Genomic DNA, 24246 nt, shown 5'->3' with positions numbered 1-24246 from the left:
GTCACTGACTGGGGATGGCTTTATAATTGCCATTTTTTCAGGGTTGCCCAATGTCCAGTCGAGCCGTCCGGATTGCCCAGCTGATGTGCCATGCCACCGCCGAGACCCTGTCGCCGCTGGCTGATGGCGTTCTGCTGCGTCTGCGCGTGGGCTCGGGGCGGGCCACCTATCACCGTTACGATCCCGCCACCGGCGAGCACCGGATCAACTATGGGGTCCGCATGGTAGCGGACAAGGCATCCCCGGAGTCCTGCGGTGCCTGGCTGTCCGCGCGCGAGATCCGTGGGCGGGGCTACTACGGAGGCGTGCTGTCGGAAAGCAACCTGCTTGCCCATACCTGCTGTCACGAGTTCGCCCATCTGCTGCAGACCCGCCAGGGCCAGCGGCGTCGGGGCTCGGTCCACAACCAGGCGTTCTACCGGTTATTGGATGAACTGCATTGGGATGGCCACGCCGATGCCCTCAGAAGCACCCTGAACCAGTATTCAGAGGCGATGGCGCAGCCCCTTGCCACCACGGCGGTTACGGTGGCTGAGAGGACCGCACATGGCTCCGGTTTTGAGCGCGGTGACAGCGTCCGTTTTGGGCGAGAGCTTCAGGGACGCGTTCTGCGGGTCAACCGCAGGACCTGCACCATCGAGGGGACAGGCCATTGCCGTGGTCGACGGTACCGGGTATCACCCCAGCTACTTCAGCGAACTCAGGACTGAATGATCAGATGACACAGACGCTATCCCTGGACAATCTCCATGTTGGCGAGGTCGGGCCTGTCTCCCTGCAGGTCGGCCCCGGCGAGATCCTCTGTATCTCCGGCCCATCGGGTTCCGGCAAGTCGCGCCTGTTGCGGGCCGTGGCGGATCTGGAACCCCATGAGGGCCGGGTACTGCTGGGAGATACCCCGGCTTCTGACCTTTCTGCAAGTGACTGGCGCCGCCGGGTCATGCTGATCCCCTCGGAGAGCCGCTGGTGGCACGACCACGTCCGTGACCACTGCGGCCCCGAGCAGACGGAGGACCTGAAGGCTCTGGGATTCGAGCCTTCCGTGCTGGACTGGCCCGTCAGCCGCCTTTCCTCGGGCGAGAAACAGCGCCTGGCCCTTTACCGTGCCCTGACCCTGGCCCCGGAAGCGCTGCTGCTGGACGAACCCACCGCCAACCTGGACGGCACCAACCGGGACCAGGTTGAGCGATGGCTGCTGGAGCGCATCCGCGAATCCGGGCGCCCCACACTCTGGGTCGCCCATGACCCCGAGCAGATCCAGCGCGTCGCCAGCGCCCACTACCGAATCCACGGCCACCAACTGGAGCGGGTCTGATGGAACTGATTGAACTCGAATACTGGCAGCTCGCCCTGGCTTCCATCCTGGTACTGGCGCTGGCAGCCTGCTCCTGGCTGATCCAACTGAACTTCGGCAAGCCCCTGATCATCGCCGCCATCCGCACCACGGTCCAGCTCTCCATCATCGGCCTGGTCCTGGAAGCCCTGTTCAGCACCGGCGCCCTCGGCTGGGTCGCCCTCATGGGCATCGCCATGGTCTTCCTCGCAGGCCGCGAAGTCATGATGCGCCAGCGCCGCCGACTCAAGGGCGGCTGGGCTTTCGGCATCGGCACCTCCGCCATGTTCGTCTCCGCCTTCACCGTCGCCCTGATGACCCTGCTCCTCGTCATCCGCCCCGACCCCTGGTTCACCCCCCAATACGCCATCCCGCTCCTGGGCATGCTCCTCGGCAACACCATGAACGGCATCGCCCTCAGCCTCGACCGCCTCACCGACACCGTCTGGCGCCAGCGCGAAGACATCGAAGGCCGCCTCATGCTCGGCCAGGGCTGGCAGGACGCCATCAGCGACATCCGCCGCGAAGCCATGCGCTCCGGCATGATCCCCACCATCAACATGATGGCCGCCGCCGGCATCGTCAGCCTCCCGGGAATGATGACCGGCCAGATCCTCGCCGGAAGCCCTCCGGCACTGGCGGTGAAATACCAGATCCTCCTCATGTTCACGATCGCAGCCGGCACCGGCTTCGGAACCATGCTGGCAGTAACGGTTGGGAGTTATCGCCTCTTCGACCAGCGACAAAGGTTGAGGACAGACAGGATTACTGCACCCAAACAGTAGGCTAGGGGTGCATAAAGGGGTGAGGGGATGCTGTCGGGGAAGCTCCGGAGCCATGGATGGCGGAGGCGCAGCGTACAGGGACGTATTTACAGCGTTTCCCCGACAGCATCCCCTCACCGCTTTATGCACCTATTCCCCCAAAACAAAAAAGCCGGACTGACAAACGCCAGCCCGGCTTTTTTCAAGGGTCATTCAGTTCCTGAAGTTCAGTCCTTCTGGAACCGGAAGATACCCCAAGTCAGGTAACCATTGTTACCACCATTCACCCAGTTCTGCAGACCCGTCTTCATCCGATCAATGTAGGCCTGGGAAACCAGATCCCTCTCGACCAGCTCCTGCTCACGACGCTGAGTCTCCTCCAGAACCCGACCGTAGTGACGCGGCAGCTGCGGCGAATGATCCTCGAAACCGATCTCCGACATCCCATTGCGCTTACACGCATCCCGGTAGAACGCCGGTGAGCCCAGCGTATCCAGATGCAGGCGATCCAGGATCGGCTTGAGAACACCTTCCGGGCAGTCGTCCGCCATCATCGGATCCGTGAAGATGAAAAGCCCACCCGGCTTGAGCACCCGGGCCACTTCCTCAATGATCTTCTCGCGGTTGCCGCTGTGCAGGAACGAATCCTGGGAGAAGACAATGTCGAACGAATCGTGCTCGAACGGCAGCTCCTCGAAGTTGCCATCGTAGACGTCGATCTTGTCCTCCAGTCCGAGATCACGGTTGAACTGGCGATTACGCTCGTTCTCCACCTCGGACAGGTTCAGGCCCGTGACCTTGAGCCCCAGTGTCTGGTGCATGTAACGGTCCGTGCCACCGTAACCGGACCCAAGATCCAGAAACGTCTGGCCGGCCTTGTCGCCGCCAATCAGATCACCGATGTGCGCCACAATCCGGCGGCTTGCGTCCAGGATTGGTTCATCATCGGACTCGTAAAGGCCGACGTGAAGGTCTTCACCACCCCAAACGTGGTAGTAGAAGTTATCGGCGTCCGAACTGTTGTAGTAGTCGCGCGCCGTGTTGACCACTTCGCTGTCATACTTCTCGGTCATGAATCAGACCTCCTGTAGCTGGCTTACTCGTTGTCTTCGTGATACTGCTTTTCCGCCAAGTGGATGAAGAAGTCCGGTTCGCTTTCCCGGTAGGTTTCCTTGAAGTCACCGAAGGTCTCGATCTTCTGGAAGCCAACTTCTGTCATCAGACGGCGCACATAGTCCTTGCGCAGCGGGAACATGTTCAGGTGGTACACGGAGTCGTCCGGGAAGCCGTAACGGAACCGTGCCAGGCCCTGGTCCACGTGCTCGGGATAGACGGAAATGTTGTCGCCGCAATAGTAATAGGTGTGCTTGCTGGAATAGCCGTGATCCAGGATGGCGTCGTAGTTACGCTGGTCCAGGATCAGGACGCCGTCGTGCTTGAGCGCCGAGTAGAACTCGGCGAGGGTCTTGCGCCGATCACGCTCGTTGAACAGGTGCGTGAAGGAGTTGCCAAGGCAGATGACGGCGTCGTAGCGACCATTGATGTCGCGGTTCAGCCAGCGCCAGTCAGCGTGGGCGGTGCGCAGTACATGGCCTCGTTTGCGACCGTTCTCGAAGGCCTTGGCGAGCATCTCGGGGCTGCCGTCGGCGCTGACAACATCAAAGCCGGCTTCAATAAGGCGGACAGAGTGAAAACCCGTGCCACAGGCGGCATCGAGTACCGTTTTGCAGCCACGTTCCTTGAGCAGCTGTATGAAGAAATCGCCTTCGCTGGCGCTGCGGCTGTCCCAGTCGATGAGGTCGTCCCACTTGTCGACAAAGCCTTCGTTGTATTCTTCAAGATAATGGTCGGTATCGCGGACTTCTTCCGGCTTATCGCCGAATGCTTGATCCTGCTTTTGAGCGCTCATTCGCACCTTCTCCTCGGTTCAAATCCACCTGACGCCTCTGCCACGTATAAATACGCCCATCGTCACGGGCCGACGGCGTCAGACGATTGATGTCGACAGCTTGCCGCTGCGTTCTTGATTCTTTCTGCTGGCTAGTGAAAGTGACCATCACGTGCCTGGCGAACGCCGGGCGAGAACGTGCGGGCAGCTTTCCTGCTCAGTGGCTTCTCGGTGAAGCCTGACCTATCGCCCTGGTGAGCCAGCGCAAACCAGAGCCGGGAATTACAAGCAGCGGGGGCGGTTGCCTCTCGGCACCCCCGTGTTTTTGCGGGTATCCCGTATACCGTACCGACTCTGCCGGATATTTCAAGTCCCAGGGGAGCTATATCCATGTGAAATTCCTGTGAAAGCACCCACGACATTTGCGTGATTTAGCGTCTTGATCAGCGATTTACGGGACTTTTCCAGAGCCGGTTGTATGGAGCTAATAAACCGGTGGTGTGATGGCGGAACGGGCTTGATTCCGGGCCCCGCGGGTTCCATAGTCGACAGTAGACCATTCCGCAGGCTGCAGGAGGCACCATGAGGCCGTCTTTTTCCCGGGGCGACGCCCTGATTATCGTCGACGTTCAGAATGATTTCTGTCCTGGTGGCGCGCTTGGCGTGAAGGATGGTGATGCGGTGGTTCCCGTCCTCAATGAGGCCATCGAGGCTGCTGTTGAGGCGGGGATCCCGATTGTGGCCTCGCGGGACTGGCATCCGGAGAAACACTGCAGCTTCGAGGAGCAGGGCGGCCCCTGGCCTCACCATTGTGAGCAGGAGACCACCGGCGCCGATTTTCACCCGGACCTGGCATTGCCAGCGGATTACCATCTGGTCTCCAAGGGTGAGTTCGAGGATCAGGACCAGTACTCGGCGCTGGATGGGACCGGCCTGGCAGACTGGCTGCGCCATCAGGGTGTGAAACGGCTCTGGATTGGCGGGTTGGCCCAGGATGTCTGCGTCAGGGCCACGGTGCTGGACGCCTGCAAGGCCGGCTTTAAGGTTATTCTCATGCGTGATGCGACCCGTGCCGTGGACCCTGATGGCGGCCGGCGGGCCCTGGATGAGATGAAGGCTGCTGGCGCCGAACTGGTGTAAACCCGGAACAAGGAGTGCTGAATGCTGTTCACTGACCTCTATGAACTGAGTATGGCCCGCGTCTATCACGCCGAGGACATGAGCCGGGAGGCAGTGTTCGAGCTCTTCTTCCGTAAGCTTCCCGAGAGCCGGAATTACGTGTTGGCCTGTGGTCAGAACCAGGCCCTGCAGGCGCTGCTGGACTTCCGGATCACGCCCGAAGAGATAGACTGGCTGGCCGGGCTCAACCGATTCCCGGACGATTTCCTGAATTTTCTTCAGGATCTGCGCTTCACCGGCGATGTGGAAATGATTCCGGACGGCAGTGTTGTCTTCCCTCTGGAGCCCGTCATGCGCATACGGGCGCCGTTGATCCAGGCCCAGCTTGTGGAAACCCTGCTGTTGAACACGGTTCACGCACAGAGTGTGCTCGCCAGTAAGGCTGCCAGAGTGGTGGAGGCAGCGGATGGGCGCCCCGTCATGGACTTCGGCGCTCGTAAGGCCCAGGGCCGGGAAGGTGCCATGAACCTGGCGAGAACCAGCTGGATTGCCGGTGCTTCAGGTACATCCAATCTGGAAGCGGGTCAGGCACTGGGCATTCCCGTGCTCGGAACCATGGCGCACAGTTTTATCCAGGCCTACAACGATGAAGCCCGGGCCTTTCGTGATTTCAGTCACTACTGGCCGGAGACAACCCTGCTCGTGGATACCTGGGACAGCCTCCGGGGTGTGGACCGGGTGATCGAACTGCTCCGGGAAGGGGGTGACAACCCGCCGCCGGCCCGTGCGATACGGCTGGATTCCGGCGATCTCCTGGACCTTTCCAGGAAAGCGCGCCGGAAACTCGACGATGCCGGGCTGGTGGATGTGAAGATCGTGGCCTCCTCAAGTCTGGATGAATACGCCATCCGCAAGCTCCTCGTGAACGGCGCTCCCATCGACGGCTTCGGTGTGGGGACGGAGTGGGCTGCCGTGTCCGACGCATCGAGCATCGACTTTGCCTATAAGCTGGCGGAATATGATGGCGAGCCGCGCATCAAGGCCTCCAGTAACAAGAGTACCTGGCCCGGGGCCAAGCAGGTCTGGCGCAACTGGCGGGGTGGTGTAATGAGTGGCGATACCATCACTGCGGCTGATGAAGCCGCGCCGGAAGGCGCCGAGCCACTCCTGAAAACCGCCATCCGCAATGGAAACGCCATGGAGGGAGCCATCCCCGACCTGCAGTCGGTCCGTGACCATGCGCTGGCCTCCATCCAGAGCCTGCCTGACGCCATGCGCCAACTCCATCCTGCAGGGTTGCCTTACCGGGTTGCCATCAGTGATAGACTCGAGCACGACAAACAGAAACTGATGCAGCAGTACCGGGGGAACCTGGAGAATGAGTGACGAACTGGACCTGGCCGCCTGGCGCCAGAAGCTCCTCGACCTGAAGGAGGAACTCCTGGCGCTGGAGCGTGAAAAGGATGATGCCTCCGATACCGTGGAGCTGGACCAGCAGCGCATGGGCCGGCTTTCCCGCATGGACGCGCTCCAGGGTCAGCAGATGGCCCAGGCCTCGGAACGCCGCCGCAAGGAAATGCTCACCCGCATCGAGGGTGCCCTGCGCCGCATTGAAAACGGCGACTATGGCGCCTGTTTTGTCTGCGGCGAAGACATCGACACCGCCCGCCTCAACATCGACCCGACCGCGACGCGCTGTATTGATTGTGTGAACGCCTGAACCGTGATGGCGTTCATCAAAAAGATGCTTCCTGCAACTGGCGTTTCGAATTAAGTGCTATTAATCTTCGTTAAGAGGTAAGGGATGGAAGTGCCTCCGGTGTTTTCCCTCCGGAACCTCTGCTTCAAACCGGATGTTGAACCAGGGAGTATGAACGATGAACAGAGCCTACTCAGGACTCGCGAGCACAATTCGAAATCTTCTCATTGCTGGCAGCAGCGCACTGCTGTTGGCGGGCTGTCTGGGTGGCAGCAGTGGTGGAGGCGGGGGTGATGATGACACGATTACCCGAACCACTTTCGACGGAAACGAAAACCAAGCCACGGTCAGCTCCAATGATGATGCGGCGGAAGTAGCCTATGCATCAACAGAAGGGACCTATCAGGCCATCAATTCCGAAACGACCGATGTTCCCACTGCGGCCATTATTGAGAGTGCTGAAGTGGAGGACGCGTTGACGGCGGACCTGCTGCGTATCATTGAGGAAAATGACCAGCTGAGTATGACGCCCACGGCTGCGACGCTTGTCGCGGAAGGAAGCTGTGGAGGTGAAATTCTCTATGAAGGCGATGATGAGTCGGGCACTACGGAAAACGGAACCCTTAACTTTTCCTATACCTATGACAATTACTGCGTTTCGACAAATGGCGGCCAGATAGTAACGGATGGGACTGGTGACTATTCAGCCACTTATGTAAACAGTGAGCTGACAGAATACTCCATGACCTGGAACCTGACCTATACCGTGGATGATGGTCAAACGGTCACCTCGACTCTTCTCGGTACGACGACCTGTAAAGGCTTGAACACGGCTACTCCAACGTGCTCCTACTCAGAGGATTTTGAAGGGCCGGACGGGGAAACCTATCGCGTTGAGAACGTGTCAATTAACGAGGACTCCAACGGTAACTACGATGTATCCGCACGTGTTTATGATGGTGACCTGGGTTACGTGGACTTTGATGCCTCGGGTATCGACCGGCAAAACTGCGCAAATGGCAACTTTACTGGCGGCACCATCACGATCACGGATAGTTCCGGGGCTGTCGTAGTGGAGGTCTCCTTCCCGAATTGCACCGAATGCGTTGTGACATTTGGGGGGAACGCCGAGAGATACAATCAGCCGGACCGCACCTGACCCTGCCCAAAGCCGGTCCGGCTCTTCCGGACCGGCTGTCCATGAGGTTCCATGCCTTACCGTAAAAATGCCGAGTTGACGCTATTTCTGTCGGTAGTTCTCTTTATCTGTGCCTTTCCTGCGAGCACTCTGGCTGCCGACGTTTCCGTCGCCACGGAATGGCTGCACACGGAATACCGCGAAACCAGCACCACCGGGCAGACTCTCAACCGTGAAGACGGGGGATTGCCCGGCCTTGCGCTACAGTCCCGATGGCGACTGCGCCCAGCGCTCAGTGCTGGCCTGACCGCCAGTTATCACCAGGGTGAGGTGGACTATTCCGGGAGAACCCAAACCGGCCGGGCCCTTGAAACACGCACCCGGACGCGTTTCCAGGAAGCGGGGGCATGGTTGGGATACCGGCTCCCCCCAGAAGTGGTGAATCTGACCCTGAGGGGCGGGATCCTGTTTCGGCAGTGGGACCGGAATATTGAGGCCACGGGCAGTACCATTGCCCTGGAATCCCGTTATCGGTGGTGGACGCCCGAAATATCCGTGCAACTCAATCACAGCCTTGGTCGGGGGCAGAGTTTCAGGATAAGAGCCGGGGTATTCCGGACGACGGCGGTTGAGACCCGCATTGACCTTACGGCGCTTGGCGCCGGCAAGACCACACTGGAACCCGAGGGAGACTATGGGCAACGCTATCTGGTGGCCTGGTCCATGCCCGCAACGGAAACCCTGGAATTGTCCGTTTACGCCTATTTTGAGCGGGCTGCGTTTGCGTCCAGTGATCCTGTCCGGCTTAGCACTGGTTCAACCATTTTCAGCGTCAGCGAGCCGGATAGCACGCGTTGGCGGCGGGGGATCGGAATCGGTTTTAGTTTTTAGGTGTAGCAACTTGCAACACCTTTGGGCTGCGGCGTACTCTTTAGACATGACGCATCCATTCCGGAGGTACCCATGTCCACACCGGTTCGCCTTGATGACCAACTCGTAAAGCAGGCCGCCGCTGAAGCCGGGCTCCAGCACCGCACCACGCCCCGGCAGATCGAGTTCTGGGCCAGTATCGGCCAGGCTGTTGCCGGCCAGTTGTCGGCCGAGGATCTTGTCGCGTTGACCCAGGGGCTGAAGGAGGTGCATCTGGAAAGACCCTCTGTTGAGATGCCCGCGACCGATGACATCTGGGCGGACGTGGAGGCAGCCCGGGAAACCGGCAGCCTTTCCGAGAGCATCCGCCAGGATCGTGTGGTGTACCAGGCCTCGATGGAGCATCCCGGCTACCTGGAGGCGATTGAGCCGGACGGCACGCGTACCCTCGGCATTTTCCGCAACGGCCGGTTCAGGAAGTCGGATGACCGCGACGCCGCCTGAACTCTGGCTATTGGTAGGGGGCAACGGGGCCGGGAAGACCACCTTCCACCAACAGTTTCTGGCGCCACGGGGCATACCGCTGGTGAATGCCGACAATGTTGCGCGCCTGCTCTGGCCGGGCAGCCCCGAGAAGCACAGCTACGAGGCGTCACTGCTGGCCGAGAAGGAGCGGGCGCGCCTGCTGGACGAACAGCAGAGCTTCTGCTTTGAGACCGTCTACTCCCACCCCTCCAAGGTCGACTTCGCCGCCCGGGCCAAGGCCTGCGGCTTTGTCATCCGTATCTTCTACTTCCATCTGACAGACCCGGAACTCAACATCGCCCGCGTCGCCAGCCGCGTCACCGCCGGCGGGCACAAGGTGCCCGTGCGCAAGATCCGCTCGCGCATTCCCCGGACCCGGAAACTGGTTCGGGATAGCGTCGGCCTGGCTGATGAACTCCACCTGGTGGACAACTCCAGTGCCGGGAAACCCTACCAACGCGTGGCGCTGTGGCGGGACGGTCATTGGCAATGGACGCTGGACCCGTTGCCGGAGTGGGCCAGGGAGATCGTGCTGACTTAGGGGCGGAATCATGGCGTCTGGCCGTACCCCCCAACTCCTGATAATCTGATTCTAATCCCGCCTATGCCGGGTTTCCCTGATAACTGGCGACAACAAGGACGACATCATGTACAGGATTCTTACTCTTACGGTTGGTCTCTGCGTTTCCGTGATGGCCCAGGCGGACGCCTATGGCGTGTTTGAGATGCCGGGGCAGACGCGCACCGAGGTCTATTACCAGGATGACGACCATATCCGGATCAACGCGGGGCAGGACGGTTATATGCTGGTGTCCGGTGGCAAGGTCTATTCGGTTATGAACCAGGGCGGCAGGAAGGTGGCCGTGAACATGGACGAGATGGGCAGGGCCATGGCGCAGTTTTCCCAGGGAAACAACAGATCCGGCGATAGCTCTGCGGAGAATGTGGAAATCCGCAAGACCGGAAAGACCGAGACAGTCTCCGGGTACGAGGGGCATGTCCATGAGGTGAGCATTAACGGCCGGACGCTTGAGGTGGTGCTTTCCGACCACCCCAGGGTTGTCGCGGCTACCCAGGGATTCCTCAAGGCTATGGTCCGCGTCGGCCAGATGCTGGATCCGGAGGATTCCGGCAGTACCCGGAAGATGCTGAAGGATCTGGATGAAACCGGATACGGGGGTATTCTCCGCCAGAAGGAAGGTCTTACCCTGATTGAGGCGAAGGAGGTGGATAAGCCGGACAGCTTCTACCAGCTTCCGTCCGACGTGGATATGATGTCCATGCCCAACCGGTAAGGGGTGCCATACCAGCTGAAATTTCCCGGTCCTGGATAAGGAGTTTATGGATCAACTGCTTGCCGATATGAGCCAGAGCAGCTTCAACCTGATGCTGCTCGGGGTGTTGCTGTCAGTCAGCATCCTCGCGGACGCCGTGGCCAGGCGCACACGCCTGCCGCGTATATCGCTGCTGGTCCTGGTGGGTGTGGCCTATGCGGTGATCCAGCAGGGCATTCTTGGGGAACCCCATGAACGGCCCCTGGGCGATCTGAGTGAGCCTCTGATCAATGTGGCGCTGGTGATGGTGGCATTTCTTCTGGGGGGCGAACTGACCCTGAAGCGCCTCCGGAATACGGGGCCCCTTATCCTGATCCTGTCGGTTTCCGTGATCCTGGTGGGTGCTCTGGCGGTTGGTCTGGGTCTGACGCTTCTTGGCTATTCCCTGGCGGTGGCCGTTTCCCTGGCGGCGATCTCGGTGGCGACGGATCCGGCCGCCGTCAGTGAGGCCATCCGGTTTGAAGGGGACAGCAGCCTCAGGTCACGGGTAATTCTGGGTATCGTGGCGATTGACGATGCCTGGGGTATTATCGTGTTTGGTTTTGCCATGGCGGGGCTGGGGTGGGCCACTTCCGGAAACGGCGCTGAGGCACTGGCGCATGCGGGCTGGGAGCTCGGTGGCGCCCTGGTCCTGGGCGCTGTTCTCGGGTTGCCCGCTGCCTGGCTGACGGGGCGCATCCAGCCGGGCGAGCCCACGCTGGTGGAGGCCCTGGCACTGATTCTGCTCGTCGCCGGGCTGTCCACCTACCTCCAGGTGTCATCATTGCTGGCGGCCATGACGACCGGCTTCCTGATCGTGAATCTTTCCCGCCACCACACCCGTTCCTTCACGGAGATCGAGCACATCGAGTGGCCGTTTCTGATCTTCTTTTTCGTGCTTTCGGGAGCGAGTGTCGATCTTGGCTATATGGGCATGGCGGCCTGGCTGACCCTGGCCTATATTCTTCTGCGTCTTGGCGGACGTTATCTGGGGGGGTACCTGGGGGTGCGTGCGCTCAAGCATAGCCGTAAGGGGATCCCGTCGGATCTTGGTCTGGCCCTGACACCCCAGGCAGGTGTTGCCATGGGTATGGCGCTGCTGGCAGCGGAACGCTTTCCGGATCAGGGAAGCCTGATCGTCGCCACGGTCGTGACGTCCACCATCGTATTCGAGGTGTTCGGGCCCATTCTGGTGACCCGGGTGGTGCGGGAGCGCTGAGCACGGCTCCCGCACAGGTCGGTATCAGCGCAGCAGTGCCAGAACGGCGTGGGCGGCATCTTCCGAGGAAGCCGGGTTCTGGCCAGTGATCAACTTGCCATCGCGAACCACATGCGATTCCCAGTCCTCGCCACAGGTGTAGTGTGCGCCGCTGGCCTCGAGCATGTCCTCCACCAGGAAGGGGACCACCTTATCCAGCTGCACCGCCTCTTCCTCGCCATTGGTGAAGCCGGTGACCTCCCTGCCCTGAACCAGAGGATTGCCGTCGGTGCCGCGCACATGCCGTAATGCACCCGGCGCGTGGCAGACGGCGCCAATGACCTTATCCTGTCGGACGGCCTCCTCAATAAGCGTAATACTGTCAGGGTCTTCGGCCAGATCCCAGAGTGGGCCGTGGCCGCCGGGGTAGAAAATGGCGTCGTAGTCATTGGCCTGGACGTTGGCGAGCTTTTCGGTGTCCGCAAGGGCTGCCTTGCTCTCCGCGTCCTTCTCGAATCGTTCAGTGCTGTCAGAAGCGGCGTCCGGCGCCGCACTGTTGGGATCCACCGGCGGTTGCCCTCCCTTGGGCGAGGCCAGAGTGATCTGTGCGCCGGCATCCTTGAAGATGTAATAGGGTGTGGTGAACTCTTCCAGCCAGAAACCGGTCTTGTGGCCGGTGTTGCCCATCTCGCTGTGTGAAGTCAGTACCATCAGGATTTTCATGTGTCGTCCCCGAGTCAGGAAATTGAAGGGTTATGTTGGAAGTACCATGGGGGCAGCCACTTCATCACGCTTGTCTTTGCCGAAGAGAGCTTCCACCAGTGCCAGCGAGAATTCCAGGGCGCTGCCGGGGCCCTGGCTCGTGATGCAGTTGCCATCAATCACCACGCGCTCATTGACCCGGCTCTGATTTGCCAGCCTGGACTGGAAACCCGGGTGGGCGGTGGCCGCGCGACCCTCGAGCAGCCCGTTGGGTTCCAGGGCCACGGCGGGCGCGGCGCAGATGGCGGCGTACCACCTGCCAGCGTCGCGCTGGGCTCGGAGCTGTTCCTGCAGGGGTTCGCTGGCTCCGAGGTTTTCGGCTCCCGGCATACCACCGGGCAGGGCGATCACGTCATAGGTGACGCCCGAGCATTCGCTGATCAACGCATCGGCGGTGATGCGGGTCTGGCGTGCGGCGGTAATGGTGCGCTCCTCGTGCACACTGGCCACGGTGACGTCCACGCCGGCGCGGCGCAGCACATCGATGATCGTGACCGATTCAATATCCTCGCTGCCGTTGGCAATGGGGACCAGTGCCGTGGTTGCCATGATAACCTCCTTGCCGGTGCAGGCTTATTCGCGTCTGAGATAGCGGCCCAGTTCGACCTTGAGCGGCTCCAGTACGGCATCCGACCGTACCGGGCCTTCGGGCAGGTTGCCCCAGATCACGTCCGGCCAACAGGGGTCGCCTTCCCAGCGCCCTATCACATGAATATGGAGTTGCGGAACGCGATTTCCAATGGCGGCGACATTGGTATGTTCGCACTGGTGGTGGGTTTTAATAAAACACGCGAGCCGGTTGAGGAGGTCGTCGAGATCCTGCCTGGGAGAGCCTCGCAGTTCATGGAGTTCCCGGACGTTGGCCTCGGGGACAACGATGTACCAGGGGATCTGGCTGTTGCGGTGCAGCAGGACCTGGGAGGAGGCGAACCGTCCCATGACATGGCAGTCCGCCTTCAGCTGTGGGTGAACTTCAAAACCCATATTCAGTTTTCAATAAAGGTTGGGCCGAAACCAAAGTTCCACAGCAGGCCCGTGGTTGCCAGGGTGGAGACCAGCAGGACCAGTGCCAGGGTGAGAATGGCGCCGCAATAGACCATGGACTGCTCCTTGCTCATGCCCATGACGACGGGCACCCCTTTCCACATCAGCAAGGCGCCGTAACTGGCGGCGGCCAGCAGGACCATGGCGTTGATCCAGGGATCCGGATAGAGCAGGGTAAGGCCGGCCACGTACATGGGCGTCAGCGAGTAGGCCACCAGCGCAACCGCGTTATTGCCGTTCTGCTCGTGCTCCGAGCCAAAGGTGTTGGCCATCCAGTCGATGCCGTAACTGAGGGCGAAGCTGCCCGCCAGTATGGCCAGGTAGGTCAGTATGACCAGCTGCATGGCACTGTCCGGCGTGAGCTTGATGATGCGGTCGCCAATGGACCAGCCCATTTCCACCGTGCCGTAATAGGCGCATACCGGCCCGATGGCCGCCAGGATGAGGATGTAGAGGCCGTACACCGCAATAGGGGTGGGCTTTTCTTGCTTGATGGAGGCCCATTCGGCGTCCGGGCGGAACAGCATTCCAATGGCGTGGCTCAGGATCATCGTTCAGCTCTCGTCGTTGTTGTTGGCAAATTGGTGAGTGGATTCGGCTCAGTGTAATACAAAAACCAGCGTGGACGGGAGCCTGTGATTGCACACTTGGGACTGGTGGATCTGGTAGGCTGAGCGCTTCCATCTCAGGGGGAGGTCCATGCTTTCAGACATCACGCTATTGCAGATCCTGATTGCGAACCTGGTGGTACTGGCGGGCGCCTGTCTTCAGGGAGTGGCGGGTTATGGTATCGGGACCCTGTCCGCGCCGCTGCTTTTCCTGGTCAACCCGGTACTGGTTCCGGGGCCTCTGGTTATGAACGCGACCCTGCTGAACCTGCTGATGCTGGTGCGCCATCGGATGGGCGTGAGTGTCAGGGAGGTGCGCCTTGCCGTCGCAGGCGGGGTCCTGGGAACCATCCTTGCAGCCGGAACGCTGATGGTCATTTCACCCCGTGGGTTTGAGCTGGTCTTCGGGGTGCTGATCCTGCTGGCGGTTACGCTGAGTGTCGGTGGCTGGAAGCCCCGGCTCAACGGCCGCAACAGCGTGGTTGCCGGTGCCGCCTCCACCTTCATGGGGACCATTACTGCCGTTGGCGGCCCGCCCATTGCTCTCATCTACCAGAACGAGAAGGGCCCACTGGTCAGGGCGAATATGTCCGCCTTCTTCATGTTCGCAAGCGTATTGAGTATTGCGGCGCTGGTTGCCTCCGGATACCTGGGGGTGAAGGAGCTGTTGCTGTTCCTGGCCACAGCCCCCGGCGTCATTGTGGGTTTTGTGATGTCGCGCTGGTTTGTGGGGCGCCTGCCTTCGAGCCGGCTGCGGCCGATCATCCTGGGTATTGCTGCCGTCGCGGGTGCCGCGGCGCTGGTTCGCGGCATGCTCTCCATGTTTTCCGCCTAGCTCCTCCGATCCCGAACACGCCGCCGCCCCCCTGGTGTTTCGCCCGTCCATCTCTGGAAGCTGCGCGTAAATGCGCTCTGCTCGGAAAAACCCAGCAAAAGGGCAATCTCATTCAGGTTCAGACCCGGGTCCGCCAGGTACTGGCGGGCCAGCTGTTCCCGGGCATGGTCCAGCCATTGCTGCCAGCTCATGCCGTGTCGCGCCAGGCGGCGTTGCAGGGTACGCGGGGCCATGTGCAGGCGCCGGGCCATGCGTTCCAGCGTGGGATCCCCCTCCGCCAGCAGCCGCAGCAGGTTACGGTGGAGCTGTTCTTCCAGGAGCTGGTCCCGGGAGAGGGTCTGGAGCAGGGCATCGGCCTGGCGGTTGAGCAGCTGGCGCAGGGTGGGGTCCCGGCGGGGCATGGGCATCTGCAGGGAGTGCAGGGGAAAACGTACCCGCACGAAGTCATCTCCGAAGACAACCGGGCAGTCAAAAAAGGCCTCGTAGGCGGAGGCCTGTTCAGGGGAAACCACGTCGTGGAAGGCGATGCCGGAGGGCGGTGGCGGGTCGTCCAGCTGGCGCCTCAGGAAGGTCACCAGCGCGGCAATTGCGACCCCGTCAGCTTTCTGGCCCAGGGGTTCCGGAGTCTGGGGCCAGCGGATCTCGGCATCGGTGCCATCGGTATCGATCTGGGCCAGCTGTTCACCATAGAAGAGCCGTTCATAGCGCTGGTAGGCGAGCATGGCATCGCCCAGTGTTTCGCAGGCCAGGACCAGGTAGCCGAGTACGCCAACGTGGCGGGGCTGGACGCAGGCCCCGACGTCCAGCTCGGGGGCGACTCCCGTGGCTATGGTATCCAGGGTATCTTCCAGCAATTCCCGCCAGACGGCCACGGGCACGCTGTCGTCCGGGGCATAGCGGGCCAGCCGCGATCGGGTTCCGGGGGCGTCCAGCTGGTTCTGGTCGAGCCAGTCGGTGAGCAGGCCTGTCCAGGCGCCGTTGATGCGCATTGTGTTCCGATGCTCATAGGTTGACGTGAATCATCAATAACGTGGCGTGGATTGTCAATCATCAAGCCTGCGTTGGTGGAAGAATGATTCCTATAAAGGAAGACACGCCGACGGCCCATCAACAGGAGAGGTCTGCTATGGCATTACTGGATATGATGCACGCGGTTCTGGCCGACAGTGGCCTGCTGGCCCTGTGGGCACTGGCCAGTGAGTGGCTGGCGCTGGATGCAAGGCAGCTGATTTTCGTGGTGGCGACGCCGGTTTTTCTCCTGGTTGCGCTCTGGGAATACCAGAAGCTGAAGCATGACCCGGAGCGTATGGACGGGCGCGAGGGCGTGAAGAACTTCATGCTCGGCGCGGGTTATCAAATCACGGAGTTGCTGTTTGCCGGCCTGATTGCCTTCCCGGTGTATTCGGTGCTGTATCACTACCGGTTGTTCGACTTCGAATTGAACCTGCTGACGGGTGTTCTGACCTTTCTGGGCGTGGAGTTCTGCTTCTACTGGCAGCACCGGGCGGGGCACCGCATCCGCTGGTTCTGGGCGGCGCATGTGGTGCACCATTCCTCGCCACGGCTGAATTTCACCACCGCCATGCGCCAGAACGCCACCAACATCTTCAACGGCACCTGGATCTTCTACCTGCCCCTGGCGTTCATCGGCTTCAATCCGGTCTGGATCGGCATCGTCTATGCGCTGTCCCTGGTCTACCAGTTCTTTATCCACACCGAGCTGGTGGGCAAGCTCCATCCCTGGATCGAGTTCATCTTCAATACGCCCAGCCATCATCGTGTGCACCACGGCCGCAATCCCGGCTACATCGACCGCAACTACGGCGGCGTGCTGATCATCTGGGACCGGCTTTTCGGCAGCTTCGAGGACGAGAAGGCCAAGGACCCGCCCGTCTACGGCATCACCACACCGGTACCGGCTAATGACCTGATTACGCTCTGGACCCATGAGTATGTGGATATGTTCCGGGACATGACAATCCAGGGGCCGGTGAAGGAGCGCCTGAAGCACCTGTGGAAGCCGCCCGAGTGGCAGCGATTACCGGACGGGGCTGGATCGGGGATGACGACGGGCCCGGCGGACCGGGCCCGGTAGGCGCTTAGTGGTGAGTGGCGTACTCGGCGTTGGCCTGTTGATACGCCGCTTCCGCTTCCTCCGCCAGTTCCTGGAGTCGTGCAATGTGGTGGCTGTTGTTCTGCTGCCAGGGGTGGAAGCTGTACTTGAAGAACTCCAGCCATGACGGGAGCTGGCGGCGCAGCAGGCCCGGGCGGCCGAACAGGGTGTTGAGCACGGTCAGGTGGCCGCGCCAGCCCTCCTTGCGGCAGGCTTCGCTGGCCTCGGTCATCTGCAGGTAGAAGCGGGTGACGTTGGTCCAGAAGATGGTCGTGGCCCGCAGCATGCCCAGAGTTCTGTGGGCGTAGGCACGCGGGCCGCGCCCGACGCACTTTTCGTAAACATCAAAACACACGGCCTTGTGCTCCACCTCTTCCATGGCATGCCATTCCCACATGCGCAGGTAGTCCTCCTGGGAGCCCTCCATCGCTTCGGGGTGATCCAGCAGGAAATCGCCCATGAGCGCGGTGAAGTGTTCCAGGGCAATGGTCTCCACCAGCAGGTCCTCGCGGCTGCCGTGTTCCTTGAACCAGTCCAGCATCTTCGTGACATGGCGGTCCAGGCGCCCGGCTGGAAGACCGGCTTCGTCCATGAGTTTGTTGTACTCGATGTGCTCGCGGCTGTGCAGGGCCTCCTGTCCGATGAAGGCGGTGGCGGCCTTTTTCAGGTCCGGGTCCGGAATCTCGTCGCGGAAGGCGCGCACGGCGTCGATGAACAGTCGCTCGCCCGCCGGAAAGAAGAGCGAGAGGGTGTTCATGAACTGGGTCATGTGGGGACCGAGCTTGTGCCAGTCCTCGATGCGCTCCCTGGGCGGCAGGAAGTGCAGGTCGCGGCGTTCCGGGATGACCATGCCCTCGTCGCCCGGGCCGGTATTGGCCTGGCCGGTCTCCGTGGGGTGGTCTGTTGTGGTTGTCATAAGTCCCCCTTCCCTTTTGATGGGTGCTGATTCCAATGTACGCCTTGCTACGACACCAACAAGACTCAAGTGACGGGGTGGGTTGTCAGGACGGCAAACAGGAAAAAGGGCCCGGCGAACCGGGCCAGAAGAGGAGCTTAATGATGGGTCTGATGATGCTCGCCGTAACTGGACATGGCCTGTTGATAGGCTTCCTCGGCCTCTTCCGCCAGTTCGTTGAGATGGGCGATGTGGTGGCTGTTGTTCTGCTGCCAGGGGTGGAAGCTGTACTTGAAGAACGCCAGCGAGTGCGGGATCTGCTTGCGCAGTACGCCTGGCTTTCCGAAAAGGATGTTGAGCACGGTCAGGTGGCCGCGCCAGCCCTCCTTTCGGCAGGCTTCGCTCGAGTTGACCATCTGCATGTAGAACGCCAGTACCAGCGGCCAGAAGATGGCGGTGGCCGCGGTCATGCCGAACGCCCGCTTCAGGTAGGCGGTGGGGCCGCGCCCGACGCATTTTTCCCATACGTCATAGCAGACCGCCTTGTGCTCCACTTCCTCCATGGCGTGCCATTGCCACATGCGCTGGTAGTCCTCCTGGGAGCCATCCAGGACTTCCGGATGGTCCAGCAGGAATCCGCCCATCAGGGCCGTGAAGTGCTCCAGGGCGATGGTGGCTGACAACGGCATGCTCTTGGGGGTGCGTTCCTTGAGGAAGTCCAGCAGGGACCAGACGAAGGCATCCAGCTTGTCCGCCGGCAGGCCGGCCTCTTCCATGAGGCTGTTGTATTCGATGTGTTCCCGGCTGTGCATGGCCTCCTGGCCGATGAAGGCGGTGGCGGCCTTCTTCAGGTCCGGGTCGGGGATCTGGTCCCGGTACTCGCGCACGGCGTCAATAAAGAGCCGTTCGCCGGCCGGGAAGAACAGCGACAGGGCGTTCATGAACTGGGTCATGTGCGGGCCCGCCTGATGCCAGTCGTGAATACGTTCCTTCGGTGGCAGGAAGTGCAGGTCCCGGCGTTCCGGCATGACCATGCCGTCATCGCCCGGTCCAGGGATATTCTGTTCGGTGTCATGATGCTTGGCTGCGGTTGCGGTTGCGGCTGTCATGGCGCGCCCTCTCCGGTTAGTGTTTGAGCTTTTGGTATCTTTACAATTCCAAAAGTGACATTAGTCAATGTAACAGTAATCGATGGGGCGGCAAGGACCGAATTGACGCTGCCAGACGTCATTTTGGCCAAGTCTGGGATGGGATCGTGTTGGGGGTTTATTCCCGGGAAGAGGCGGGCTGGTTCAGATGGTCAAGCACATAGGCAAGGCGGTCGCCGAGGTGGCGGTCGGCGGCTTTCTGCATGGCGCGGGCAACTTCCGGAAGCACGGCCATTTCCACCAGCGGGCGCAGGCGCCAGATGAGCTGGGCCAGCTCCTCGGACTCCTCGGGCGGGGGCATCTCGGGGCTGGAGCGGTCGAAGATGTGGGTCTCCACGAGCTTGACCATGGCCTCGGCCGCTTCCTCAACGTTCTGGCGAAGGTAGGCGACCACTTCCAGCATATCCTCCAGCGGAATCCCGGTTTTCACCAACTCGGCGCCGGCATGCAGCATGCGAGGGCTGGGGATACGGTAGCGCCGCCCCTCCGGGATGATGATCTCCAGTTCAATGGCGCGGTTAAGGGCCTTTCCCAGAAAGATGTTGCCGAACTTCTGGACCAGCTCGCGCTTAGTGAGGTACTCGGGGAGCTCGTCGGACCAGGGGCTGACAACGGCTTTTTCCAGCCCGAGGATGTGCTCGATGCCATTGCCCTGTTCCCAGCTTTCCACCAGCTCGGCGATGTTGTTGAGCGTGTAGCCGCGCTCCAGCAGCCGGCCTATGATGCGCAGCCGTGAAAGGTGGGTCTCGCTGTAGATGCCCTTACGGCCACGGCGCTCCGGCGGCGGGATCAGGCCGCGCTCCTGGTAGACGCGGATGTTGCGTACCGTCATGCCGCTTTCCCGTGCGAGCTGGTCGATCGAGAATTCGCCGGGTTGCTGTGTGCTGCTTTTCGCCATTGGCTCTCTCGTGAGCGTACATACATGGATTCGGCATTCTAGCTTGCCATGGCGTTAAAGAATACCGGACTGGTTCGCACTAGCGCCGCCGTTGTCCGGCGATAGAGCGTGTTGCAAAAATCAAGGGCTGCTGGTGGCGATTTGACCAGGGTGCGTCGATCCTCTAGGATTTGCCCCTCTTTCGTCCCTGGGTGGCCGGCATCTGTTCGGATAGTCGGCTGAAACGGGAACCCGGTGAAAATCCGGGACTGCCCCCGCAACGGTAAGTGTCGAGCGTGAATCTTCCCCGCCACTGTGGTGCTACTCCATGGGAAGGCGATTCACCGGAACCAGTACGGTTCCCGCACGAGTCCGGAGACCGGCCCAGGGGATCAGCATCGTTGGTGTGCGGGTGGCACGGCGGTGAGGACTCCAGGCTTCAGTATCCATGCGTCCTGAAACTCCCGAACATAATGGTCCTCTGCGTCAGGGACTGTCGACCGGCGCTTGCGCCACGGCGGCCTCACTGGCGGCGGCCCGTGCCCTGTTGCTGGGACGCGAGGACCGGGGCGTGAGCATCCGGTTGCCCCGGGGTCAGGAACCGACCATGGTCCTGGAAGACCTCTGTGTTGCCGGCGGCGCTGCCACGGCGGGCATCATCAAGGATGCCGGCGATGACCCGGATGCCACCCATGGTGCACGGCTCTGGGTGCGGATTGAGCTGACCGGGGACAGCGGGGTGGCCTTCCGTGCCGGCGAGGGCGTGGGCACCGTGACCCGCGAGGGACTGCCGGTGCCCGCCGGTGAGCCCGCCATCAACCCGGTTCCCCGCCAGATGATCCGCGAGCACCTGGAGACCGTCGCGCGCGAGGCGGACTATATCGGCGGCTTCCGCGTGACCGTGGGCATTGATGACGGAGACGCTATTGCCCGGCGCACCATGAACCCGAAGCTGGGTATCCTTGGCGGCCTTTCAGTGCTGGGTACCACGGGCATCGTCCGGCCCTTCTCCTGCTCCGCCTTTATCGCCTCCATCCACCAGTCCGTGGACGTGGCCCGTGCCAACAGCCTGACGCACATTGCCGGCTGTACCGGCGGCACCAGCGAGCAGTTCGCCCGCACCCACTACGGTCTGGAAGAAGGCGCGATTGTGGAAATGGGCGACATGTTCGGGGCTCTGCTCAAGTATCTGAAGCGCCATCCGCTACCCCGGGTCACGCTGGTCAGCGGCTTCGGCAAGCTGACCAAGTACGCCGCCGGCCACCCGGATACCCACAGTGCGCGCTGCGCCATCGACCTTGATTTCATCGCCCGGGAAGCGGCCGCCGTGGGGGCCAATGATGACCTCTGCGAGCGTATCCGGGCATCGAACACGAGCATTGAGGCCCTGGGCTACTGCCAGGCACAGCAGGTGCCGCTGGGAGACCGCATGGCGGCGTTGGGGCTGGAGCGGACCCGGGCTTACCTGCCAGATGCAGCGCATCTCAGTGTCTGCGCGGTCAGCCGCAAGGGCGAACTCATCGGGCATGCGGAGGCGGTGGCATGACAGCGGCGGCGATCCGGTTATCCGGCCTCCACAAAACCTACAAAGGCAATCAGACCGCGCTGGCCGGCGTGGATCTGGAGGTCCCCCAGGGCGCCTTCCATGGGCTGCTCGGCCCCAACGGCGCCGGCAAGAGCACCCTGATCGGCCTGATGACGGGGCTCGTGCGGATCGAGACCGGTTCCGTGGCCCTGTTCGGCCACGACCTGGCGCGCGACCCGGTGGCCGCCAAGCGCCACGTCGGCCTGGTGCCCCAGGAAGTGAACTTCAACAGCTTCGAGCCCATTATCGAGACCATGGTTGGTCAGGCCATGTATTACGGCGTTCCCCGGAAACGGGCCGGTGAGCGTGCCCATCAGGCACTGGCGCGAGTTGGCCTGGAAGAACGCGCCAAGCGCAAACCCTGGGGCCTGTCCGGCGGCATGAAGCGGCGCCTGATGCTCGCCCGCGCGCTGGTTCACGAACCCAGGCTCCTGATCCTGGACGAACCCACCGCCGGCCTGGACGTGGCCGCGCGGCGGGATACCTGGGAGCTGCTGCAGGAACTCAATGCCAACGGCACCACCATCCTCATGAGCAGCCACTACCTGGAGGAAATGCGGGACCTGTGCGAGACCGTGGCCGTGCTGAACGAGGGACGCCTGATTGCCAACGACACGCCCTCCGAGCTTTTCGGCGATGACAGTGCCAGCGGGACCGGCTCGAAGAGCCTGGAATCGCGTTTTCTCGCGATGGTTTCCAAGGATTCCGAGGCCAAGGAGGTGTCAGAATGAACGCCGAAATCTACTGGAACGCCTACCAGGGGCTGGTCATCCGCCAGGTGCGTCGCTTCATGCGCTCCTGGGTCCAGAGCCTGCTGCCATCGGTGGTGACGGCCTCGCTGTTCATGCTGATCTTTGGTCATTTCGTAGGCCGCGATATCGGCCGGGTTGAAGGCACCAACTATGCGGATTTCATCATGCCCGGGCTGGTCCTGTTCGCCGTGGTCACCAACGCCTACAACAACACCACCCTGGCGTTCTATGGCGCCCGGCTTCAGCTTCACATCGAGGAGATGCTGGTGGCGCCCATGCCGGCCTGGCTGATCGTCGCCGGTTTTGCCACTGCCGGCGTGCTGCGTGGGCTGATGGCGGGGGCCCTGGTTATGGCCTTGGCGCTGCCGCTGACCAGCCTGGAAATCCACCACCTGGGGTCCGGCCTCGTGGTGGCTTTCCTGAGTGCGCTGCTGTTTTCCTTTGCGGGGCTGATCAATGGCGTGTTTGCGCGCAGCTTTGATGATACTTCGATTATCGCCACCTTCCTGCTGACGCCCCTGATCTATCTCGGCGGTGTCTTCTATCCCATTGACCGTCTTCCCGCGCCCTGGGACACGCTGTCCCTGGGCAATCCCATGGTCTACATCGTGGATGGTTTCCGGTACAGCCTGATGGATGCGGGGAGTGTTGGCGGTGGTTGGACGTTGCTGGTACTGCCGGTCGTGACGGTGGTTGTTGGTGTTTTTGCTTGGTGGCTGATTGCCAGGGGAGTACGGATCAAGCCATGACTCAGGAATGTTGGCTTCGTGCCTGAGCAAATCGGGTAGTGCTTTCCGGGAACCGCCACGAGTACGTCCGTGTAGGCTGCCCTCCGCCATCCATGGCTCCGGAGCTTCCCGGAAAGCACTACCCGATTCGCTCACTTTCAAGTTGGGGGTATCGCGACCTCAAAAGGGTTTTTCTTTTTGAAAAGTGAAGTGGTGGTAGCAGCGGTAACTCGTGGTTAGACGGACAGGGTTGGGGGCCGCTTTCCGGGAAGCTCCGGAGCCATGGATGGCGGAGGGCAGCGTACAGGGACGTATTTACAGCGATTCCCGGAAAGCGGCCCCCAACCCTGTCCTCCCCCAAAACCCAACAGCTACCGACAGAGTTTCAACAAACCAAGATGTTTGAGGACCAGAACATGGATGAGCTCCATGAGTATGAAAAGGATGGCGCGGCGATCTACCGGGCGTCATTCGCGACGATCCGCGAGGAAGCGGATCTTTCAAGGGTGCCTGCCGACCTGGAAAAGGCGGCGGTTCGTCTGATTCATGCCTGCGGCATGGTGGATCTTGTGGAGGATATGGATTTCTCCGCAGATGTTGCCAGTGCCGCCAAGGCTGCTCTCCAGGCGGGTAAACCGATTCTGTGTGACAGCGAAATGGTCGCCCACGGTGTCACCCGCAAACGGTTGCCGGCGGACAACCAGGTGATCTGTACCCTTCGCGACGAACGGGTGCCGGAGCACGCCGCCGCCATTGGCAACACCCGGAGTGCCGCTGCACTGGATCTTTGGGAAGAACATCTGGAAGGCAGCGTGGTAGCCATCGGTAATGCGCCGACGGTGCTGTTCCATCTTCTCAACAGATTGGCGCAGGGCGGACCGCGTCCTGCCGCCGTGCTTGGATTTCCGGTGGGGTTCATCGGGGCGGCGGAGAGTAAGGAAGCGCTTGCCGCCACCCGGGACCTCCCCTTCATGACGGTACACGGGCGCCGTGGCGGTAGTGCCATGGCCGCGGCCGCCGTCAACGCGCTTGCCAGTGAAACGGAATAACAG

General features: G+C 61.4%; 28 protein-coding genes and 1 riboswitch. Of the genes, 18 read left to right on the top strand and 10 right to left on the bottom strand.

What is annotated here, in order from left to right; genetic code table 11:
• Positions 1–50: 50 nt before the first annotated feature.
• The 3 genes from DES49_RS10630 to DES49_RS10620 are packed head-to-tail and all read left to right on the top strand — an operon-like array spanning position 51 to position 2118.
• Positions 51–710, top strand: coding sequence for a hypothetical protein (locus DES49_RS10630; protein ID WP_133736383.1), 660 nt, complete (start codon positions 51–53; stop codon positions 708–710).
• A gap of 8 nt (positions 711–718) precedes the next feature.
• Positions 719–1315: an ABC transporter ATP-binding protein gene (locus tag DES49_RS10625; protein ID WP_133736382.1), complete on the top strand. Its 597-nt coding sequence runs from the start codon at positions 719–721 to the stop codon at positions 1313–1315.
• Positions 1315–2118: an ABC transporter permease gene (locus DES49_RS10620; RefSeq protein ID WP_133736381.1), complete on the top strand. Its 804-nt coding sequence runs from the start codon at positions 1315–1317 to the stop codon at positions 2116–2118. The genes DES49_RS10625 and DES49_RS10620 overlap by 1 nt, the downstream gene beginning before the upstream one ends.
• A gap of 206 nt (positions 2119–2324) precedes the next feature.
• On the opposite strand, the gene DES49_RS10615 is transcribed toward DES49_RS10620, so the two are convergent.
• Positions 2325–3170, bottom strand: coding sequence for a class I SAM-dependent methyltransferase (locus DES49_RS10615; protein WP_133736380.1), 846 nt, complete (start codon positions 3168–3170; stop codon positions 2325–2327).
• 23 nt (positions 3171–3193) lie between these two features.
• Positions 3194–4006, bottom strand: a complete 813-nt coding sequence (locus DES49_RS10610) for a glycine/sarcosine N-methyltransferase (RefSeq protein WP_133736379.1) — start codon at positions 4004–4006, stop codon at positions 3194–3196.
• A gap of 561 nt (positions 4007–4567) precedes the next feature.
• Between DES49_RS10610 and DES49_RS10605 the strand changes: the two genes are divergently transcribed.
• From DES49_RS10605 to DES49_RS10565, 9 genes are all read left to right on the top strand, one after another.
• A complete protein-coding gene (locus DES49_RS10605) occupies positions 4568–5125 on the top strand; it encodes a nicotinamidase (RefSeq protein WP_133736378.1) in 558 nt (185 codons plus the stop codon).
• 21 nt (positions 5126–5146) lie between these two features.
• Positions 5147–6490 carry a nicotinate phosphoribosyltransferase gene (locus DES49_RS10600; protein ID WP_133736377.1) on the top strand — a complete coding sequence of 448 codons (1344 nt, stop codon included), beginning with the start codon at positions 5147–5149 and terminating at the stop codon, positions 6488–6490.
• Positions 6483–6824, top strand: a complete 342-nt coding sequence (locus DES49_RS10595; protein ID WP_133736376.1) for a TraR/DksA family transcriptional regulator — start codon at positions 6483–6485, stop codon at positions 6822–6824. The genes DES49_RS10600 and DES49_RS10595 overlap by 8 nt, the downstream gene beginning before the upstream one ends.
• A 157-nt stretch (positions 6825–6981) precedes the next feature.
• A complete protein-coding gene (locus DES49_RS10590; protein ID WP_133736375.1) occupies positions 6982–7962 on the top strand; it encodes a hypothetical protein in 981 nt (326 codons plus the stop codon).
• Positions 7963–8013: 51 nt separating this feature from the next.
• A complete protein-coding gene (locus DES49_RS10585) occupies positions 8014–8832 on the top strand; it encodes a hypothetical protein (RefSeq protein ID WP_133736374.1) in 819 nt (272 codons plus the stop codon).
• A gap of 72 nt (positions 8833–8904) precedes the next feature.
• Positions 8905–9315 (top strand): TA system antitoxin ParD family protein, encoded by a 411-nt coding sequence (locus DES49_RS10580; RefSeq protein WP_133736373.1) that lies wholly within the window; start codon positions 8905–8907, stop codon positions 9313–9315.
• Positions 9296–9877, top strand: coding sequence for an ATPase (locus DES49_RS10575; RefSeq protein ID WP_133736372.1), 582 nt, complete (start codon positions 9296–9298; stop codon positions 9875–9877). Before DES49_RS10580 ends, DES49_RS10575 begins: the two co-directional genes overlap by 20 nt.
• Before the next feature lie 106 nt (positions 9878–9983).
• Positions 9984–10631 (top strand): hypothetical protein, encoded by a 648-nt coding sequence (locus DES49_RS10570; RefSeq protein WP_133736371.1) that lies wholly within the window; start codon positions 9984–9986, stop codon positions 10629–10631.
• Between the two features lie 46 nt (positions 10632–10677).
• Entirely contained in the window at positions 10678–11868 is a 1191-nt protein-coding gene (locus DES49_RS10565) for a cation:proton antiporter (protein ID WP_133736370.1), read from the top strand.
• A gap of 24 nt (positions 11869–11892) precedes the next feature.
• On the opposite strand, the gene DES49_RS10560 is transcribed toward DES49_RS10565, so the two are convergent.
• Genes DES49_RS10560 through DES49_RS10545 form a run of 4 tightly spaced genes read right to left on the bottom strand, consistent with a single transcriptional unit; the run spans position 11893 to position 14204 of the window.
• The gene (locus tag DES49_RS10560; protein ID WP_133736369.1) at positions 11893–12570 is read right to left on the bottom strand and encodes a type 1 glutamine amidotransferase domain-containing protein; all 678 of its coding nucleotides are present in this window, start codon (positions 12568–12570) and stop codon (positions 11893–11895) included.
• 30 nt (positions 12571–12600) lie between these two features.
• The gene (locus DES49_RS10555) at positions 12601–13158 is read right to left on the bottom strand and encodes a DJ-1 family glyoxalase III (RefSeq protein ID WP_133736368.1); all 558 of its coding nucleotides are present in this window, start codon (positions 13156–13158) and stop codon (positions 12601–12603) included.
• A gap of 24 nt (positions 13159–13182) precedes the next feature.
• Positions 13183–13593: an HIT family protein gene (locus tag DES49_RS10550; protein ID WP_133736367.1), complete on the bottom strand. Its 411-nt coding sequence runs from the start codon at positions 13591–13593 to the stop codon at positions 13183–13185.
• A gap of 2 nt (positions 13594–13595) precedes the next feature.
• The gene (locus DES49_RS10545; protein ID WP_133736366.1) at positions 13596–14204 is read right to left on the bottom strand and encodes a Yip1 family protein; all 609 of its coding nucleotides are present in this window, start codon (positions 14202–14204) and stop codon (positions 13596–13598) included.
• Positions 14205–14352: 148 nt separating this feature from the next.
• Here DES49_RS10545 and DES49_RS10540 point away from each other — a divergent pair, with 148 nt between their 5' ends.
• Positions 14353–15096, top strand: coding sequence for a sulfite exporter TauE/SafE family protein (locus tag DES49_RS10540; RefSeq protein WP_133736365.1), 744 nt, complete (start codon positions 14353–14355; stop codon positions 15094–15096).
• Here DES49_RS10540 and DES49_RS10535 read toward each other — a convergent pair.
• On the bottom strand, positions 15093–16085 hold the full coding sequence (locus DES49_RS10535) for a helix-turn-helix transcriptional regulator (RefSeq protein ID WP_133736364.1): 993 nt from the start codon (positions 16083–16085) through the stop codon (positions 15093–15095). The two genes, DES49_RS10540 and DES49_RS10535, sit on opposite strands and share 4 nt — an antisense overlap.
• A gap of 137 nt (positions 16086–16222) precedes the next feature.
• On the opposite strand from DES49_RS10535, the gene DES49_RS10530 reads away from it, so the two are divergent.
• Positions 16223–17191 carry a sterol desaturase family protein gene (locus DES49_RS10530; protein WP_133736363.1) on the top strand — a complete coding sequence of 323 codons (969 nt, stop codon included), beginning with the start codon at positions 16223–16225 and terminating at the stop codon, positions 17189–17191.
• Between the two features lie 4 nt (positions 17192–17195).
• On the opposite strand, the gene DES49_RS10525 is transcribed toward DES49_RS10530, so the two are convergent.
• The 3 genes from DES49_RS10525 to DES49_RS10515 form a co-directional block, all read right to left on the bottom strand.
• Entirely contained in the window at positions 17196–18125 is a 930-nt protein-coding gene (locus DES49_RS10525) for a metal-dependent hydrolase (protein WP_208297031.1), read from the bottom strand.
• Between the two features lie 137 nt (positions 18126–18262).
• A complete protein-coding gene (locus DES49_RS10520; protein WP_243865017.1) occupies positions 18263–19213 on the bottom strand; it encodes a metal-dependent hydrolase in 951 nt (316 codons plus the stop codon).
• Positions 19214–19370: 157 nt separating this feature from the next.
• Positions 19371–20150 (bottom strand): MerR family transcriptional regulator, encoded by a 780-nt coding sequence (locus DES49_RS10515; RefSeq protein ID WP_133736362.1) that lies wholly within the window; start codon positions 20148–20150, stop codon positions 19371–19373.
• 172 nt (positions 20151–20322) lie between these two features.
• A riboswitch (cobalamin riboswitch) is annotated at positions 20323–20531 on the top strand.
• 46 nt (positions 20532–20577) lie between these two features.
• On the opposite strand from DES49_RS10515, the gene DES49_RS10510 reads away from it, so the two are divergent.
• From DES49_RS10510 to DES49_RS10495, 4 genes are all read left to right on the top strand, one after another.
• The gene (locus tag DES49_RS10510; RefSeq protein WP_133736361.1) at positions 20578–21675 is read left to right on the top strand and encodes a cobalt-precorrin-5B (C(1))-methyltransferase; all 1098 of its coding nucleotides are present in this window, start codon (positions 20578–20580) and stop codon (positions 21673–21675) included.
• Complete coding sequence (locus tag DES49_RS10505; RefSeq protein WP_133736360.1) at positions 21672–22445, top strand: ABC transporter ATP-binding protein; 774 nt, start codon at positions 21672–21674, stop codon at positions 22443–22445. Before DES49_RS10510 ends, DES49_RS10505 begins: the two co-directional genes overlap by 4 nt.
• Entirely contained in the window at positions 22442–23215 is a 774-nt protein-coding gene (locus DES49_RS10500) for an ABC transporter permease (RefSeq protein ID WP_133736359.1), read from the top strand. Before DES49_RS10505 ends, DES49_RS10500 begins: the two co-directional genes overlap by 4 nt.
• A 395-nt stretch (positions 23216–23610) precedes the next feature.
• Positions 23611–24243 carry a precorrin-8X methylmutase gene (locus DES49_RS10495; RefSeq protein WP_133736358.1) on the top strand — a complete coding sequence of 211 codons (633 nt, stop codon included), beginning with the start codon at positions 23611–23613 and terminating at the stop codon, positions 24241–24243.
• Positions 24244–24246: the final 3 nt, after the last annotated feature.

Origin of the sequence: Halospina denitrificans, from assembly GCF_004364635.1 — a bacterium.
Lineage (GTDB): Bacteria > Pseudomonadota > Gammaproteobacteria > Pseudomonadales > Oleiphilaceae > Halospina > Halospina denitrificans.
This window is presented reverse-complemented; position numbering and strand designations above follow the sequence as displayed.